This is a genomic window from Kineosporia mesophila, from assembly GCF_021129235.1.
Classification (GTDB): Bacteria; Actinomycetota; Actinomycetes; order Actinomycetales; family Kineosporiaceae; genus Kineosporia; species Kineosporia mesophila.
In genome coordinates this window covers 35,732-53,226 of sequence record NZ_JAJOMA010000006.1, presented here as the reverse complement: position 1 = coordinate 53,226, position 17,495 = coordinate 35,732, and the positions used below count along the sequence as shown (strand labels likewise).

Below are 17,495 nucleotides of genomic sequence, written 5' to 3'. Positions count from 1 at the left end.
CCGTGAGGCTAGTCGATGACCAGTCGCCGGAACCGTCCACCCACCGCTATCTCCCCGCCCACTCCTTCGTGATCATGCAAAACCTCCCCGGAGTTCTAGAACTCTTAGCCTTACAGTTCTAGAACTCCGGGGAGGTTTTGCATGATCACGGCGGGGTTTGGGGGGTGTCAGTCGTTCGGGGTGTTCGGGGTGTTCGGGGTGTTCGGGGTGTTCGGGGTGTTGACGTCGTTGGCCGTGTTGGTGTCGTTCGAGGTGTCAACGTCGTTGGGGGTGTTCGGGGTGTTGTCCTGGTCGTTCGGGGTGTCGGCGGTGTTGCTGGTGTTGGCCGTGTCGAGAGCGTCGGCATCCTGGTTGGAGGACGTCGTGCTCGGGTCGGCCGTGGCCGGCTGGGTCGCGCTGGTGGTCACCTGGGCGCGGTCCTTCAGGTCGGGGGTGCTCTCGGCCATCGCGGCGCCCGCGGTGGCGGCGCTCACGCCCAGCACGGCCGCGGTTCCGACGATGACCCAGTTCTTCCGGACCTTCATGATGTTTCCCTCCGCTGCTCTCGGATGTCCTTGTGAGAACTACTTTCCCGAGTGCAGGTGAGGCCTTCAGGAGAGCCGGGTGAAAGGGCTCTCATGTTTCAGGAGCGGTTCTGGAGGATGCCTTCCATCCGGTCGAGCAGGCGGGTGGTGGCGGACTGCCATTGCGGGCGCTGTACCCGGTGCGGGCCGGTGGCCAGGCTCATCAGGACACCGGCCGTGCGCAGCCGGAGCTGGTCGGCGTCGACCCGCTGCTCGAAGACCGGCCCCCAGAGCCGGGACATGGCGTACGAGCGGTCGGCGTGGCGGGGGGAGCTCAGGGCCAGGGCCTCGCAGTGGGCCAGGGCGGTGGCCAGGTCGTCGGCACGGCAGCCGGGCCCGACCGTGTCCACGTCGAGCAGGCCGACGATGCGGCCCGCGTGATCGACCGTCAGCTGGGCCTCGTAGAAGTCGCCGTGCGTCGGATCAGAGCCCAGGTCAGTGTCTTTCAGGCCGGCGGCGACGACGAGGGCCAGTTGCCGGGCCCGCTCGGCCTCGGTGGGCAGGGCGTGGCCGATCAGTTCGGCGTACTGCGGGGCTCGACGGCTCCAGGGCCGGCGCCGGTTCAGGCCGAGCACCGCTGTGGGCAGGCGGTCCAGCACCGACAGCACGTCGTGCGGGTCGGGCAGGGCAGCCTCGGCCGACGTCAGGCGGCGGCGCAGCGGGGTGCCCGGCAGGTTCTCCAGCACCAGCAGCCCGTCACCGGTCCAGCCCAGGCTGTGGGGTACGGGAACTCCGGCTCTGTAGAGCATTTCGTGACGCCGGTGGAGGGCCTCGACGTCGCCGGGCGGCAGCACTTTGGCGTAGATCACCCCGCCGGCCGCGCTGATCCGGATCACCGCGCGGCGTTTCGGGCGGTAGGAGACCAGATCGGTGCGCAGGCCGCCGGGGTTGATCCCGAACGAGCGCAGCAGTTCGGTCAGGGCGGGAGCCTGCATCGCCGTGGTCAGGCCGGGCAGGCCCGGATCGTCGGGCAGACGCCACACGCAGACCCGGTTCTCGCCGTCCGAGAGGGTGAGGGCTCCCGGTACCTGAGGCGGTTCGTCCTCCGGTGCGAGAGAAGATGCGCCGAGCACGTCGTCCGTACGCCCCGACGGCCACTGGACCGTCGCCTGATAGGCGACCGTGGTGACCTCACCTCGATGATCGACCTGGGTGACCCGCCAGTCTTCCAGGTGCCCGCCCGCGGTGGAGAGGGCCGCTTCCAGCAGCTCGCCCGCATCCGGTCCGGTCAGCATGTCCAGCGCCATGATCAGGCCACCTCGACGAGTCGGTATCCCATGCCCCGCACGGTCTCGAACCACTGCACGCCGAGCTTCTTGCGCAGGTAACGCACATAGACATCGACCACGTTCGAGCCCGGGTCGAAGTCGTAACCCCATACGTGACTGAGTAGCTGTTCCCGGCTGAGTACTTGTCCAGGATGTCGGACAAAGGTCTCGGCCAGCGCGAACTCACGTGCGGACAATTCAACTGTCCTACCCTCGACCGCGGCCCGGCGGCTGCGCAGGTCGAGCGCCAGCGCGCCGTGCGTGAGCACGGTGAGCTCGGGCTCGCGCGGATCCTCCCGCAGGCGCAACCGGATGCGGGCCAGTAGTTCCTCGAACCGGAACGGCTTGGACATGTAGTCGTCCGCCCCTCCCTCCAGGCCGGCCACGGTGTCGGTGATCGACTGCCGCGCGGTCAGAATGATCACCGGCAGCGTGCTCCGATTCGCCCGCAGGCGCTTGAGCACCTCGAACCCGTCCAGACCGGGCAGGCCGATGTCCAGCACCAGCAGGTCGAATTCACCACTGCTCGCATAATCCAGCGCGCTGACGCCGTCATCGACCACCGTCGGGGTGAAGCCGGCCGCACGCAGGCCTTTCGAGACGAACGAGGCGATGCGGTCCTCGTCCTCCGCCACCAGGATCCGGTTCACGGCACCTCCTGTACGAGGGGAATGGTCTGGGCGGACGCCGGAACCGGCGCCCGGGGGACGGTCAGGGTGAACACCGCGCCGGGTTCACCCGGCGGCGAGGTCAGCGCCACCGAGCCCTCGTGAGCCGCGGCGATCGCGCCGACGATGGACAGACCCAGTCCGGAGCCCTCCATCCGGCGCGCGTCACCACCGCGACCGAACCGCTCGAAGATGCGTTCCGCGTCCTTTGCTGAAACCCCGGGCCCGCTGTCGCGCACCCACAGATGCACCGTCCGGCCCTCGGCCCGGCTGCCGAAGGCGATCACCTGACCAGGGGTCGTGTACTTCACCGCGTTGTGAGCCAGTTGGAGCAGTCCCTGGGTGATGCGCTGGGGGTCGGCGTCGATCCAGGCCGGCGTCTGCTCGTCCAGCCGCCACTCCCGCTCGGCCAGCCCCACGGCCTTCTCCAGCACATCGGTCATCAGCTCGTCCACGGCGACCGGTTCCCGGCGGACGAAGTCGGGACGTTTCGTCTGGGCCAGCAGGATCAGGTCCTGCACCAGCCGGGCCATCCGGTCGAGCTCGTCCAGTACCAGCGCACGGGTCTCCTCGACGTCGGCCGGGTCGTTCGCGGCCATCAGCTCCAGATGCCCCCGGATGATCGTGATCGGCGTCTTCAGCTCGTGCCCGGCATCGTCCAGGAACTCCTGCTGGGTCCGGAACGCGTGCTCCAGACGGTCGAGCATGCGGTTGAACGTCACCGCGATCTCGCTGATGTCATCCGTGCCGGTGACCTCGATGCGCTCCGTGAGGTCGTTGTGCGAGATCCGCTCGGCGGTGGTGCGCAGATGACGCAGGGGCCGCAGCAACCGCCCGGCGACCAGCCAGCCCACCACTCCGACCACGATCAGCGAGACCAGCGACACCACAGCGAAACGCTGCGCCATCTGGGTGACCTCCTGGCGATTGCGTTCCAGCGACTGGGCGATCACGTAGCTGCCCACCGTGCTCTCGCCACCCACCGACACCTGCACGGCCGCGTAACGGATCCGCCCGGCCCGGGTGTCGATCTCCCGCAACCGCACCGGTGCGTCCACCGGCAGGGCCGCCACGGCGGCCACCAGCGCCGGCTCTTCCTCCAGGTTCACGAAGCGCTCGCTGGAGGGCACGAATTGAGGACGACCTCCCACCATGGTCAGGAACGTCTCGTCCCGGTCGGGAGCCTGTTTCTGAAGAGCCGACTGCAGAAGGGCCCCGACGGACGTGAACGGCTTGCCCGTGGACGGGTCGGTGGGGACGCCGCTGCCCGGCTCGGCGATGTCGCGGAACTCCTGCACCTCGGTGCTCAGCGCCTCGTTCACCCGTTCATTCAGGGAGGCGCGCTGCATGAGCACGATCGTGATGCCCGCCCCGAGCATGCCCAGCGCCGTCAGCACGAGCACGGTGGCCAGGATGCGGGTGCGTACCCCGATCGTGGGACGCCAGGCCGAACCGCGGCGCGGGTCGGGAAACAGCGAGGTCACAGCGGTCATCGTCCATCATCGTCGCCGTCGTCCGGGCCGTCTTCGTCCTCGTCGGGTTCGTCGTCGTCCGGCTCGTCCTCATCGGGGTCGTCCTCGTCCGGCTCGTTCTCGTCGGGTTCGTTCTCACCGTCATCGTCCGCCACGCTCTGGGGCTCCGCCACCCCCACCTTGTCGGCGTGATCGTCGCCGTCGTCGGAGTCGTCGTCATCCGGGGAAGAGGTGGCCGAGGGCGTGCTGACCGGCGTGACGTTGCCGTTGGCCGGGGTCGGGTCGGCGGAGGCGTCGAGGCTCGCGACCACGGCCGGGCCCAGGTCGGTGTTCAGGCCGTCGGTGTCACCGGAGGCGGATGCCGAAGCTGCGAACGCGACCACGGCCAGACCTCCCGCGCCCAGCAGGCCGACGGGCAGGAGCAAGTGACGTGGGCGCATGACAGCCACCCTCGCGGCGCGAGGGGGAGAGCAGATGAGAGCCGGATGAGAGAGTTCTCATCTGCCCAGGCCGGCTGCCGTCCTGAGCCGGGGGCACTTTGCCTGATCACGGAGAGGGTTGGGGCGACAGCGGGGGGTGCGTCGATGCAGACTGGATCACGTGCCTGAGCTGCCGGAGGTCGAGGCCCTCGCCGGATTCCTGCGGGAACGGCTGGTGGGGCGTGCCGTGAACGGTGTGGAGATCGGTGCGATCAGCGCCCTGAAGACCTACGACCCGCCACCCACCGCGCTGGGTGGGCTCACCGTGACCGGGGTGAACCGGCACGGCAAGTTTCTCGATCTCGACGTCGACGGGCTGCACCTGATCTTTCACCTGGCCCGGGCCGGATGGCTGCGCTGGAGCGACACCGCGCCCAAGGCGATGCTGAAGCCCGGCAAGAGCCCGCTGGCCCTGCGGGTGCGCTTCACGCCGAACCTCGACGATCCGGACGACGAGTCCACACCCGGCTTCGACCTGAGCGAGGCCGGTACCCGCAAACGGCTGGCCATCTACGTGGTGCGCACGCCGGACGAGGTGCCCGGCATTCACACCCTCGGGCCCGATCCGCTCGACGAGGCCTTCACCCGTGACGTGTTCGCCCTGATCCTCGGCCGCAACCAGCAGGTCAAGGGGCTGCTGCGGGATCAGAGCGTGATCGCCGGGGTGGGCAACGCCTACAGCGACGAGGTGCTGCACGCCGCGAAGATGTCGCCCTTCGCGATGGCCGCCAAGCTGAGCGACGATCAGGTCACCGCGCTGTACGAGGCACTGCAGAACACGCTGCGCACGGCGATCGCCGCCGCGGCGGGCAAGCCCGCCAAGGAACTGAAAGATGCCAAGCGCGCAGGCCTGGCCGTGCATGCGCGGACCGGGGAGAAGTGCCCGGTTTGCGGTGACGTGGTGCGCGAGGTGTCGTTCGCCGACTCGTCCCTGCAGTACTGCGCCACCTGCCAGACCGGCGGCAAGATCCTCGCCGACCGCCGGATGTCCCGCCTGCTGAAATAGCGAGAGGCCCCGCTCCGGTCCGGAACGGGGCCTCCCTGCGGGGTTCTACTTCACGGTGACGGCCACCTGGGTGGAGTAGTAGGCGATGGCGCCGTTGACCTCGGCGTCGCGCTTACTGGTCACCTTCGTACCCTCCGGCGAGTCCAGATCGACCTGGCTCACCAGCTGGTTGCCCGAGGGGGTCTGGTTCAGCTGGGTCAGCAGCTCGTCGAGCGAGTTCGGCTCCTTGTACTCGCTGGAGACGCTGCGACCGTCCGAGACGGTGAGAGTGCCGGTGTAGCCACTGGTTCCGTTCGGCACGGAGACCGTGAGCGGAATCGTGACGGTGTCACCGTTGCGGTAGCCGCTGAGCGTGGCCCGCACCGGGATGCTGCCGTTGGGCGCGACGCCGGTCACGTCCTTCAGCGGGATCCACTTGCCCTTCTCCTTGGTCTGAACGCTACTCACCCGGTACTGCTTGACGGCCGTCGACACCTTGCCGGTGACCTTCACGCCGGTGATGTTCACTTCTTCGAACGGCTGCGAAACCAGCGGGTACAGAAGGTAGTACAGGCTGTCGGCGGTCGCGTAGCTGATGTCGTAGTTGTCGGAGAAGTAGTCGTCGTGGGTGATCTTGAACTTCTTGCCGTCGCCGCGGGTACCCTTCACGGTGATCTTCACCTCGGACGAGCCCTGCGACTGCGCGCCGAGCGCCTTCACCACCGCGGCCTGCAGGTGCAGCGCCGCGACGTCGGCGGCCCACGGCTGGTAGACGCCCGTGGTGCTGCCGGTGACGGTCTTGCCCTGGTCGTTGACCAGTGAAGTGGTCACCGGGTACTCGTGTTCCGGGTTCTGGCCGAGGGTACTGCGGATGCCGCTGGTGCCGTCCCAGGTGACCGTGCCGACCGGGCCGCCGGGGTTACCCACCTTGAACGGGCCCCAGACCGGGTCGGGCTGCACGTAGACGGCCTCGGCCGGGTGCGCGCTGTAGTCCGACGGGCCGACCGAGAGGAACGGGTGGCCGAACGCGACAGCGGTGTCGTCGCAGACGTAGGTGGTGGTGCCCAGGGCGAAGAGCGAGACGTCGCCGTACGAGAAGGCCGCCGCGTAGTTCGAGCCGGCGGTGATCTCACTGGGCGACGACTTCACCCCGGACTTCGACTTGCCCGCACTCGCCCGGACAGCCATGCCGCTGTCCTTGGTGACGTCCTTGAGGAAGTTCTGGGTGTTCTTCGGGGCCAGGCCGGAGGCGCTGATCGGCACCGCCAGGCGCTGGAAGCCCTTACCGGCCGTGACCTTCGTGGCCTCACCGGTCTTGGCGATCCGCTCGGCCACCGGGCCCGGCACGGCGATCTTCGCGTTCGCCCGGGTCGCTGCCCGCCGGGCGTTCGAGGGGTCGTTGCGCAGGGCGAGCAGGTCTTCGGCCGGCGTGATGCCCGCGATGTTCGAGGGCGTCACCAGGCCGTACGAGACCGACCCGATCAGCTTGCCGTCCGCGGTGTACACCGGCGACCCGGACATGCCGGCCCACACGCCGCCCGCACGCTCCAGGGCGGGCGAGTCGAGGTCGGCCATGATCATGTCGATGCCGGGCGCGATGCCGTCGGTCACCCGGCCCAGCACCTTGGCGGTGAACGCGTCTGCCTTGGTGCCCTTCTCGACCGTATAGCCGGTACCGGCGACCCCGTCGACCGCCTGGTCGGTGGGCAGTGCCGTCGGGCAGTTGTCCGGCAACGTCGGCGCGGCCGAAGAGGTTCCGGCCGGAAGCGCTACCAGGAGAGCGGAGACGGCCGCGGTCGTGATGACACCGCAGGCCGCCCGGGAGTTGATGCGAGGAATGGACATGGAGCCCCCACTTGTCCGAGAGCTGCCCGGCACCACTGTGCCGGGCAGGCCTGAAGGGCCGCCCGCGCAAGCGCGGTGCTGCAACCCCCCAGTTGCGTCGATAACTCTAAGGCCCCAGAAAGCGGCAAGGGAACACTCCTTTCGGTCATGTCTCGATGAAAAAGGGCCCCGTCCGAAAAGAACGGGGCCCTTCGTCATCAACTATTCGGTCATTTGATGGTTACCGGCACCATCTTGAGGTAGGTGCTCACGGCTCCCGGCAGTGTCGTCCTGCGCACGCTGCTCACCAGTCCACCGGTCGGGGTGTCCAGATCGATCCGGCTCACCACGGCATCGTTCGGGGGTGTGGCGTTGATCTGCTCCATCAGGGAGGTGAGGGAATTCGGTTCCTGGTCCGGCGTGGTGGCGGACAGACCGTCGGAGAGGGTGAGAGTGCCGACATAGCCGCGGCTGTTCTTCGGTACGGCGACGGTGAGCGGTACCGTCACGGTCTGGGTGCTGCGATAGGCGGTGAGCGTGGCGCGCAGCGGAATCGTGCCGCCGGCGGTCACCTTCTGCATGCCCTTCAGCATCTGCCACGTGCCGTGCTTCTTCACCTCGAGCTGGGTGACGCGGTACTGCTTCACGGTGGTCGCGACCGACCCCGTCACCGAGATGCTGGTGATGCTGACGTCTTCGTACGACTGCCCGAGCAACTGCGTGAGCATGTAGTAGATGCTGTCGGCCGCGGTGAAACTGACATCGAGAGTGTCGGCGAAGTGGTCACTGTGGCTCAGGGTGAAGGGTTTTCCGCCGGCCCGGGTGCCCTTCACGGTGATCCTGACCGCGGCCGAGCCCGCACCCTGCGAGCCGTTGGCCTTCACGATCGCGCTCTGCAGGTGCAGGGCCGCGATGTCGGCGGCGTAGGGCTGGTACACGCCCACGGTCTGGCCGGTGACGGTCTTGCCGTCCTCGTTCTTCAGTGACGTGGTGATCGGGAACTGGTGCTGGGGAGCCTGCCCGAGCGTGCTGCGCAGGCCGATCGTGCCGTCGCGGGTGACCGTGCCCACCACGCCTCCCGGATTGCCCACCTTGAACGGGCCGTTCACCGGATCGGCCTGCACGTAGACAGCGGTCGCCGGGTGCACGCCGTACTCCGCCCGGCCCGCGTTGAGGAAGGGATGGCCGAACGCGATCGCGGTGCCGTCGCAGACGTAGGTGGTGGTGCCCAGGCCGGAGAGGGAGACGTCGCCGTACGACAGGGCCGCCACGTAATTCGACCCGGCGAAGATCTCACTCGGCGACGACGTGGCCTTCACACTGATCGAGGCGCCGCCCGGCTGCACGGCCATACCGCTGGTGCGGCTGATGCTCCTGAGGAACCGGCCGGTGTTCTTCCGGGCCAGGCCGGAACCGCTCACCGGCACCGGAAGGCGTTCGAAACCCTCGCTCGCCAGGGCCTTCGACACCTTGCCGGTCTGGGCGAGGCGCGCGGCCCGGAAGCCGGAGACCTTGACCTTCGCGGCTCCGCCGGTGGCGTTCAGGGCGAGCAGGTCTTCTGCCGGGGTGATACCCGCGATCTTCGACGATGCGGCCAGGCCGTAGGAGACCGATCCGATCAGCCGGCCGTCGGAGGCGTAGACGGGTGAGCCGGACATGCCCGCCCAGACCCCGCCGGCCCGTTCGAGGGCCGGGGAGTCGACCTCAGCCATGATCATGTCGACGCCGGGGGCGATGCCGTTGCTGACCCGGCCCAGGACCGTGGCCGTGAACTCGTCGGTATCAGTGCCTCGTTCGACCGTGTACCCGGTGCCGGTCACGCCGTCGACCGCGTCGGCGGTGGGGAACGCCGTCGGGCAGTCGGTCGCCGCGGCGACCGACGAGGACGCCGGAACCGCTACGAGAAGACCGGAAACCGCTGCGGCCGCGACAAGCCCGCAGGCCGCACGAGACCTGGACATGGTGCCCCCACTGAGCTGGTGTACGGCCGGCACGTGTGTGCCGGCCGCCCCTGGTGAATCGTCGCGGCTTGACGGTCGCCGACGACCCCATGGTGTGGAAACCATATGCCCTCCGAACCTGTTCGAAAACGCCCCTTTTCGAACAGGTTCGGAAGTTGGTCAAGGGGTGGAAGGGGCTAAGGGTTGCTTATCGGGCCTGTGCGCCGGAGGTTTTCGGGAGCAGCGGATCGAGCTGGTCCCAGCGGGCCACCTCGCAGCCGTCCTTCCGGCTCAGCGACGCGTTGACGGCCTTGCCCTTCCAGGTACCCGTGATCGTGGCGGTCTGCTCGCCACCGAAGATCTGCGTGCACATCTGGTCGGTCGCGGGGGTGCCCAGGGCCTGGGTACCGCTCTTCTCCAGGGTCGCGCAGGCCGCCGACGCGTCCGGGTGGTCGCCACCGGCGGGGTCGCAGGTCAGGCTCCAGGTCGTGGTCTTGCCGTCCGTCACCTTGATCGTGAGGTCGGTGGCCGGACCGGGCGCATCCTGCGGGGTCACGGTGCCGCTGTCGGAGTCGGAGGCGCACCCGGTCGCCAGAACGGCGACCAGGGCGAGCAGAGCGGCCAGGAGAAGGGGGCCGGGCCGGGGTCGGCGCCGGTCGGTGATGTTCGGGCGGGCGGTTCGCTGGTGGTCCACGGTCGCATCCTTTCGTGCGTGAGCCTCGCGCGGTCTGCCGGAAAGGTTCGGTGGCGTGTCAGCTGTACGTCTGCTTTTGGACGCGGTTGGTGACGGTGGGGTTCCCCGGGTTTCCGGATTCCGGGTTTGCCCGGATATCAAGGCCGTTCTGCCGGGAACCGGCTCCGACGCCCCGCCGACAGGCCGCCGGTGGCGTGCCGATCGGTGCTTCCCACCTGAGAGGATGAACGGACCCGATCGATGCCGGGCACTTCCTCCGGTGCCCTCAGGAGGTAACCGATGTTCCCGTCGCAGGTCCCCTCGGTGGACGCCACCCAGGTACCCGCCGAAGCCGCGATCGTCGATGTGCGTGAGCCCGACGAATGGCAGGCCGGGCACATCAGCGGGGCTGTGCACATCCCGCTGATGGAGCTCCCCGCCCGTACGGGCGACCTGCCCGAGGGCGATGTGTACGTGATCTGCCGGTCCGGCGGCCGCTCCGCGCGCGCCGTCGCCTGGCTCGAGCAGAACGGTTTCGAGGCGGTCAACGTCAGCGGCGGTATGGGGGCCTGGCAGGCGGCGGGCCGCGAGATGGTGAGCGACACCGGTGAAGCACCCACGGTCCGCTGAGGAAGGTCCACTGAGGACGGTCACCGACCTGGGGGAACCCGGGCCGGGGGCTGAACTCGTGGACCACCTGGGAGCGGTGCTGGAAGGTCTCTCGTCGCTGATCCCCCTCGACGAGGTGAAGCCGGTCGAGCCGGCGGACGACGACGTGATCGTTCCCGTCGACGGCACCGATGACGAGGCGCCGGTCGAGGCCCTGCGCGCCGACCTGGCCGACCTGTTCGAGGCCCAGGCCGCGAGTCGATGGCTCGACGTGGCCGCCCGCCGGATGGCCGCCGCCGGGCTCGGCAGTTTCACCGTGGCCTCGGCCGGGCACGAGGGCAACGCCGCCGTGGCCATGGCGTTGCGCAGCAACGACCCGGTGCTCCCGCACTACCGTTCGACCGCGTTCTACCTGGCCCGGCTGGCGTCGGCCGGTCTGGACGACGGCATCGCCGCGGTCGCGCGGGGCCTGGCCGGCAGTGTCGACCAGCCCGCGGGCGGTGGACGCCGCCCGACCCCCGCGCACCCGGACGTCGCCGTGCTGCCGTCTCCCACGACGACCGCCGGCCACCTGCCCCGGGCCCTCGGCCTGGCCTGGGCGATCGGCCGCCAGCCCCGAGACCGGGCGCGCATCGTCGGGGGCCGGCTGAACTGGCCCAGCGACGCCGTGGCGGTGGCCAGTTTCGGTGACGGCACCGCCGGGCACGGCACGGCCCTAGGTGTGATCAACACCGCCTGCTGGGCCTCGAAACAGGGTGTGCCGCTGCCGCTGCTGCTGGTCTGCGAAGACAACTCACTGGGCTACTCCACCTCCGGCCCACCCGGCTGGATCCACGCGTCCTTGAGTAACCGCGAAGGGCTGCGGTACTTCCACGCCGACACCGCGGGCGACGCCGCCACCCTGTTCTCGACCGCGCGCCGCGCGGTCGAGACGGCCCGTGCGCACCGGCGTCCCGTGTTGCTGCATCTGTCGTGTGTCCGGATCGGTGGGCACAGCGGGGCCGACGACGAGAAGCTCTACCGCCGTGACGAGCGCATTGCCGAAGACCGGCAGCGCGACCCGCTCGTGGCCACGATGACCGCGCTGGTGCGTCACGGCGTGATGACCGGGGAACAGGTCGCCGACCGGCTGCTGATCCTGCGTGACCGGGTGGCCTCCGCGCTGGAAGACGCCACGCACCGGGCCCGGCCCGGGAGCTCGGCCGAGGTGATGGCACCGCTCTCCCCGCGGCGCCCGGCCGTGGTCGGGATGGCCGCGGCCCGTGAGCCCGCGGCCGACCGGCGGGCCGCCGCCTTCGAGAACCGGCTGCCCGAGAAGGAGGGCCCGCTCACCCTGGCCGAGTCGATCAACCGCACCCTGCTCGATGCCGCGATCGCGCATCCCGGGGTGGTGGTGATGGGTCGTGACGTGGCCCGGGCCGGCGGCGTGCACGGGGTGACCCGGGGGCTGCAGACACGACTGGGCCCGGCGCAGGTCACCGACACCGCACCGCACGGTGCGTCGATCCTCGGGCTGGCGATGGGTGCCGCGGTCAGTGGTCAGCTGCCGATCGTCGAGCTCGGCCTCGACGACCTGCACGCCGCGCAGGAACTGCTGCGGGCCGAGGTGGCCACGCTGGCCTTCAGTTCCAACGGTGCCTACCGCAACCCGATGGTGCTGCGCGCGCCCGGTCTCGGCTTCCAGGACGGGTTCGGTGGAGCGGTCGCCGTGGACAACGCCCTGGGCGGTCTGCGCGACATCCCCGGTCTGGTCATCGCCTGCCCGGCCCATCCGGCCCAGGCCCCGGCCCTGCTGCGCACCTGCCTGGCGGCGGCCGAGGCCGACGGCACGGTCAGCGTGATGCTGGAACCGGTTGCGCTGTACCACCTGCGGCATCTGACCGTCGAGGGCGACGACGCCTGGCTGGCGCCGTACGCGCCGCCGTCGGAGTGGGGTTCGCTGCACGCCCCGATCGGCCGGGCCGTGGTGCACGGCTCCGGCAACGACCTCACCATCGCGGCCTACGGAAACGGCCTGCGCCTGGCGCTGCGCGCGGCGGCCGAGCTGGAGGGTGAGGGCATCGGTTGCCGGGTGGTCGATCTGCGGTGGCTGGCTCCTCTACCGATGGACGATGTGATCGCCGCCGCTTCGGCCACCGGGAATCTGTTGATCGTGGACGAGACCAGACGCAGCGGAGGAGTTTCCGAGGCCCTGGTGACCGGCGTGCTGGAGGCCGGGTTCGACGGCCGGCTGGCCCGGGTGACGGCGAAAGACAGTCCGCTCCCGTCCGGCCCGGCGGCACAGTTCGTGGAACTGACGCAACTGCGCATCCTCTCCACCGCCCGGGCGCTGTGTGATGACTGACGAGGTGGTGCTCCTCGTCGACGTGGCCAACGTGATGGGGAGCCGGCCGGACGGCTGGTGGCGCGACCGGCTCGGCGCGGCCACCCGGCTGCTGGGCGAGCTGGCCTCGGTGACCGACCTCTCCGTGCAGGGCGAAAGCGTTTCGGTCAGGCGCATTCTCGCCGTCGTCGAGGGCAAGGCCAAGGGGGCGACCGGTCCGGAGCCGGTCGAGGTGATCCGGGCCACTGCCGACGGGGACAGCACGATCGTCGTGGTGGCCGAGCAGATTGTCGCCGAGGGCGGGATCCCGCTGGTGGCCACCGCCGACCGGGGCCTGCGGGCCCGGTTGCCCGAAGAAGCGCTGGTCATGGGGCCGGGGACGCTGCGTCAGGCTTTGCCGTAGGGGCTTCCAGGCAGTCGTTCTTCCCCCCGGACAAGGTGGCGACCGGTGCCTTGGCCAGCACCGGGCACAGGTAGATCGGTGTGGGCTCCGGGGTGCAGGGGCTGGCTTGCAGGGTGTTGTGCCCGTCCCGGTCCGGATCGCCGGGAATGCTGACGCTGATCTGGGGTACCTCACTCACCGGATCCGGGCACCCGGAAATGTCGGAGGGGGCCACCCGGCGGTAGGCCTCGACCAGAGCCGCCCAGCCGGTGGCCTCGTCGCCGCGGCGGGCCACCCCGGCCGACCACGTCGTCCCCTGCTCGATCTTGCCCGACACCTGGGCGACGAGGGAGTAGAAGCGTGTCTTGGCCAGGTAGCCGATGGTTTTCGGGGTGGTGGCCTGAATGGCGCTGAGCGATCCCGGGCCCGCGAGGATCGTCGGGGTGTTCGTACAGCCTTTCCCGATCGACTCACCGAGCCGCGCCAGCTGGTTGCCGCGCCCGGCGAAGAGCCAGACCGTCTGGGCATTCTCGGGAGAACACAGGTCCTGGGCCAGATCGTCGTACTGGCGGTCGGAGGCGGTCTCCCGCAGGGGTACCCGGATCGGCCGGGCGAAGCCCGCGGTGTCCTGGGTCTCGCCCACGTACTCGAGGGAGCTGGCCAGATCGTTGCTGAAGAAGGTGTCCCGGTCGTCGAGAATGATTTTCAGCGGCCGCTGGGCCGGGCCGGAACCCTTCGGCCCGAGAGCCTTCCCGGCCCAGTCCAGGGCCGGTGCCGACAGCAGGGCCCGGGCCACGTCGAGATTGCTGGGGGCGACACTGACGAAGTACTGCCCCAGGTCCACGTCCTGACCCTTGACCAGCCCGTGCCGCATGCCGTTGCCGTTCACGCTGCTGGCGACGATCGTGACGTCGTCGAACTGGGCAAGGGCCTCCCGGGCCGCGGCCCGGCTCTGGGCGATCCCGATCACGGCCTTGATCGAGTTGGGGTCACGGGGATCGGACGGGAACTGGCGGTCGATCATCTGCACGACCGCGGGGCCGGAGGTGAAGTCCTCACCGACGTTGGCGATCGTGAGCCGGACGTACACCGACCCGGCCGCATTGATGTCGGACTGGGCGGCCTGGGCCCCGCGCAACTGGTAGAGCGCATTGATGGACTTGCTCTCCGGGGTGCGACTCAGGGGCGCGAGGAACAGCACGTTCACCGCCCGCTGGGAGGACGGGATCGCGGCGTTCTGCTTCTGGATGCGGGCCAGGATCTCGTCGCGCTCGGCCTCCGGGGCGCCGTTGGGCTCGATCGTGCTGTCGAACTGGTTGCCGTCTCCGACCAGGGTGTCGAAGCCGACGCACTGGCCGTTCTCCAGCCAGGTCTGTGCGGTGGGCACGGTGTTCAGTGACCGCACCGGGTTCTGGAAGGTGTCTTGGAAGGGTGCGCAGAGGGCTCGCGGAACCACCACCGCCGCGGTCCCGGTCAGGCTGAGAACGGCCGTCAGGAGGGAGACGAAGATGATCGCCTGCCGCCACCGGGAGGTGCGGGGACGCGTGGTTTCCGGGGCCTTCCCCTCCGGGGCCAGGTACCGCTCCAGGGTCACGTCGCGCAGCCGGATCAGTGAGCCCACGTGCCGCAGGACCAGGCCGCGGTGGCGTTCGTCGTCCCACGAGGCCCGCTGGTTCAGGTCGAACGCGGAGATGACGGTCAGGGGCGCCAGCTCCCGCCGGGCGGCGTCCGCCGCCTCCGAGGGGTCGGGGTCCTGGGCCCGCCGGGCCAGTGCGGCGTCGTACGCGGCCCGCCGGTCGTCGATGCGCCGCAGGCTGATCTCCAGCATCCGCATCCGGTGCGCGTAGCCGATGCCGAATCCCTCGCGCAGGGGGAAGAGGATGGGCGCGATCATGCCCGCGCCGAGGTGGAAGCCGCGGGCCAGGCCGACGGACACGGCGGCGGCGCCACTGATCCACAGGCACTGGCCGAGCGTGGGCACGTGGCCGGGCGAGGTGAACCACCAGGCCAGCGTGGTGGAGCTCGCGACCATGGCGATCCCCAGGGTGCTGGCCACCACTCGGGTGGATCTCCGGTCGCTGGCGAAAGTATCTGTGGGGGTTAGGTTGTCGCCCTCCTGCGAGCACCAGTGCAGCCAGGCGAGCAGGGAGACGAACAGCGCCGAGAAGGTCGTTCCGGTCCAGAGTTGTTCGCTGAGGCCGGAGTTCATCACCTGGAGCACCACGGCCGAGACGATCCCGAGAACCAGGAGAACGGCGCTGGGCCGGGGGATCAGCCGGGCGATCTCGCGCAGTTGCCGGCCCCCGGGCAGGCGCGGCCGGATGATCTGCGGCCGGCCGCCGTCGCTGTGCTCGAACTCGTCGCCGAACCGGGCCAGCCCGAACACGGTCAGGACCACGACGAACAGCACGGACGCGGAGAGGTAGAGGGGATTGGTGAGTGGCGCATGGCGTGAGTGCCAGTCCCACTGCGCGACGTCGGACCAGGTCAGGACGCCGGCTCCCTGGAGTCCGTGGCTGGCCCGGTCGTAGCCCTGCACCAGCCCGAGCCACAGGCAGGCAGCGATGACGAGCAGACCGGCCAGGAAGGTGCCGATCGCCCAGGCCGTCGCCGACAGCGCGCGTCGCCACAGCAGTCGCCGGTAGGCGGCGGTGATCAGCGGCCGGCCGGACCCCGCCCGCCAGGCCTGGATCCGCAGGCCGCCCCGGAACGGCCGGCCCTTGTCGATGCTCGCGGTCCAGAGGCGCTGGGGCGTGGCCGTCCCGGGCTCCTGGGCCGCCCGGCGGGGAACCTCCCACCAGGCGAACCGGGTGTTCTCGAACAGGCCGGCCCGGGCGACCCACTTCAGCGTGCGGACGGCCGGTGACTCGGCGCTCCGGCGGGCCGGTGGGGGCGGTGAGGTGATGAACCACCGGATGGTGAACCAGTGGATCACCGGGCGGCCGACGGCGGCCAGGCCGTGCCCGAGGCGGGCGTGCCAGGTCTGGTCCCGGGGGCCGGCCGGCTGGGGGCGGGCCTCCCAGCCCTCGTGGATCAGTCCCTTCCAGAACTCGTCCACGGCCCCGCCGTTGTACCGGCTTCTCGCGGGTCTCTCCTGGTCTTTCTCGTTCAGGGTCTCCAGGCGTTGCCCGAGGTCCTCGGACTTCGGGTAGGCACTCCGGAGAGTACGCAGCAGCCGGGGACTCTCGTAGATACGCCGGGGTACCTGGGACACCTCTCCCGGGAGCACCGCCCGGGCGTACGCCAGGGTCGGCCGGGTCAGGTCGAGCGTCACCCAGCGGCCGGGCCAGAAGTCCGGATCGGCATCCTCCGCGTGCGTGAGCAGCGCCGTGCGGGTGCCGAGTTCCGCGATGATCCGGTCGCGCACGGAGCTGTTCCGGATCCGGTCGATGTCGTCGACGAACAGGACGACGGTGTTGCCGCCCGCCCGGCTGTCGTCCCGCCAGAGGGCATCGAGCAGGTCGTCGGCCGGTGCGCCGTGCTCCAGGAGACCGGGGTAGTCGTCGCGGAACCGCACCTTGATCCAGTCGATGAGGCCGGGCTGGGAGTCCGGCCCGGTCGGGTGCTCGCGCCAGTGGTCTTCCCAGCCGGCCAGGCTCACCCGGATCGCCAGCGGAAAACTGCGGTCCTCGTTGCGCATCTGCTGCGCGGCGAGCACGAAACCGAGCAGCGTTCCCGTCTTGGCCGAGTTCTGGGGCCCGCGGAGCACGAGGTTGTACCGGCCCCCGGCCAGGGCCTCCAGCACCGGTCGCACGCTCTCCGGCTCGAACTCCTCGAAGTCGTACGGTTCGGCGTCTTCCAGAATCTTCGGTTGTCCCGGAACGATTTTCGGGATCGAGCGGAAGAACTTCGGCAGCCGCACCGGGTTCTTGCGGTCCCGCGCCGCCGGGGGTTCCGGGGGCAGGGTGTCGGTGCGTTCCTTCAGCAGGGGCACCGGCACGTCGGCGATGCCCCACCAGTCGTCGGCGGCCACCCGGCGGCCGGGGCGCCGACGGCGCCAGGCATCGGACTGGATCACGTGGAGCCGCTCGCGAAATTCCTCGAGTTCGTCGGTGCCGGTGCGGTTCTGGCGGTTCTCCCGGCCGGTGAAGGCCAGCGGCGCGAGCCCGGCGACGAGCGCGAGAAGCGTGTCGTTGCCGGCAAATAGAAGAATGCCGATGATCAGGGCCAGGATCGCGCCCCGCACGCCGTCGGAAATGGTGCCCTGTCCCCGCCCCATCGCCCGAGATTACGGCATCTCCTTTCAAAATACCCATAAAACGCTATTGCTTGTTCTAGGAATTGACCTAGACAGCTGGATACGCTCGGA

Annotated in this window: 13 protein-coding genes; 4 read left to right on the top strand and 9 right to left on the bottom strand. The window is 69.8% G+C overall.

The annotated features are described in order from the left end of the window. Positions 1-167: 167 nt before the first annotated feature. The 5 genes from LR393_RS10235 to LR393_RS10215 all read right to left on the bottom strand — a co-directional run bounded on the left by LR393_RS10235 (position 168) and on the right by LR393_RS10215 (position 4,411). The gene (locus LR393_RS10235) at positions 168-524 is read right to left on the bottom strand and encodes a hypothetical protein (RefSeq protein WP_231483422.1); all 357 of its coding nucleotides are present in this window, start codon (positions 522-524) and stop codon (positions 168-170) included. Positions 525-622: 98 nt separating this feature from the next. Further along, positions 623-1,810, bottom strand: a complete 1,188-nt coding sequence (locus LR393_RS10230) for an aminoglycoside phosphotransferase family protein (RefSeq protein WP_231483421.1) — start codon at positions 1,808-1,810, stop codon at positions 623-625. 2 nt (positions 1,811-1,812) lie between these two features. Continuing rightward, complete coding sequence (locus LR393_RS10225) at positions 1,813-2,481, bottom strand: response regulator transcription factor (protein WP_231483419.1); 669 nt, start codon at positions 2,479-2,481, stop codon at positions 1,813-1,815. Continuing rightward, the gene (locus LR393_RS10220; RefSeq protein ID WP_231483417.1) at positions 2,478-3,992 is read right to left on the bottom strand and encodes a sensor histidine kinase; all 1,515 of its coding nucleotides are present in this window, start codon (positions 3,990-3,992) and stop codon (positions 2,478-2,480) included. Before LR393_RS10220 ends, LR393_RS10225 begins: the two co-directional genes overlap by 4 nt. Then, a complete protein-coding gene (locus LR393_RS10215; RefSeq protein WP_231483416.1) occupies positions 3,989-4,411 on the bottom strand; it encodes a hypothetical protein in 423 nt (140 codons plus the stop codon). Before LR393_RS10215 ends, LR393_RS10220 begins: the two co-directional genes overlap by 4 nt. Positions 4,412-4,571: 160 nt before the next feature. Between LR393_RS10215 and LR393_RS10210 the strand changes: the two genes are divergently transcribed. Continuing rightward, a complete protein-coding gene (locus tag LR393_RS10210) occupies positions 4,572-5,456 on the top strand; it encodes an Fpg/Nei family DNA glycosylase (protein WP_231483415.1) in 885 nt (294 codons plus the stop codon). A 45-nt stretch (positions 5,457-5,501) separates the two neighbouring features. Here the strand turns inward: LR393_RS10210 and LR393_RS10205 are convergent, their stop codons facing one another. From LR393_RS10205 to LR393_RS10195, 3 genes are all read right to left on the bottom strand, one after another. Further along, a complete protein-coding gene (locus tag LR393_RS10205) occupies positions 5,502-7,280 on the bottom strand; it encodes a SpoIVB peptidase S55 domain-containing protein (protein ID WP_231483410.1) in 1,779 nt (592 codons plus the stop codon). A gap of 209 nt (positions 7,281-7,489) precedes the next feature. After that, the gene (locus LR393_RS10200; protein WP_231483408.1) at positions 7,490-9,220 is read right to left on the bottom strand and encodes a SpoIVB peptidase S55 domain-containing protein; all 1,731 of its coding nucleotides are present in this window, start codon (positions 9,218-9,220) and stop codon (positions 7,490-7,492) included. 187 nt (positions 9,221-9,407) lie between these two features. Then, entirely contained in the window at positions 9,408-9,893 is a 486-nt protein-coding gene (locus LR393_RS10195; RefSeq protein ID WP_231483406.1) for an SSI family serine proteinase inhibitor, read from the bottom strand. A gap of 279 nt (positions 9,894-10,172) precedes the next feature. Here LR393_RS10195 and LR393_RS10190 point away from each other — a divergent pair, with 279 nt between their 5' ends. Genes LR393_RS10190 through LR393_RS10180 form a run of 3 tightly spaced genes read left to right on the top strand, consistent with a single transcriptional unit; the run spans position 10,173 to position 13,207 of the window. Next, positions 10,173-10,502: a rhodanese-like domain-containing protein gene (locus tag LR393_RS10190; RefSeq protein WP_231483405.1), complete on the top strand. Its 330-nt coding sequence runs from the start codon at positions 10,173-10,175 to the stop codon at positions 10,500-10,502. A gap of 58 nt (positions 10,503-10,560) precedes the next feature. Then, positions 10,561-12,825, top strand: coding sequence for a thiamine pyrophosphate-dependent enzyme (locus LR393_RS10185; RefSeq protein ID WP_231483404.1), 2,265 nt, complete (start codon positions 10,561-10,563; stop codon positions 12,823-12,825). After that, on the top strand, positions 12,818-13,207 hold the full coding sequence (locus LR393_RS10180; protein WP_231483402.1) for a hypothetical protein: 390 nt from the start codon (positions 12,818-12,820) through the stop codon (positions 13,205-13,207). The genes LR393_RS10185 and LR393_RS10180 overlap by 8 nt, the downstream gene beginning before the upstream one ends. On the opposite strand, the gene LR393_RS10175 is transcribed toward LR393_RS10180, so the two are convergent. Then, positions 13,170-17,405 carry a type 1 periplasmic-binding domain-containing protein gene (locus LR393_RS10175; RefSeq protein ID WP_231483396.1) on the bottom strand — a complete coding sequence of 1,412 codons (4,236 nt, stop codon included), beginning with the start codon at positions 17,403-17,405 and terminating at the stop codon, positions 13,170-13,172. The genes LR393_RS10180 and LR393_RS10175 overlap by 38 nt on opposite strands. Positions 17,406-17,495: the final 90 nt, after the last annotated feature.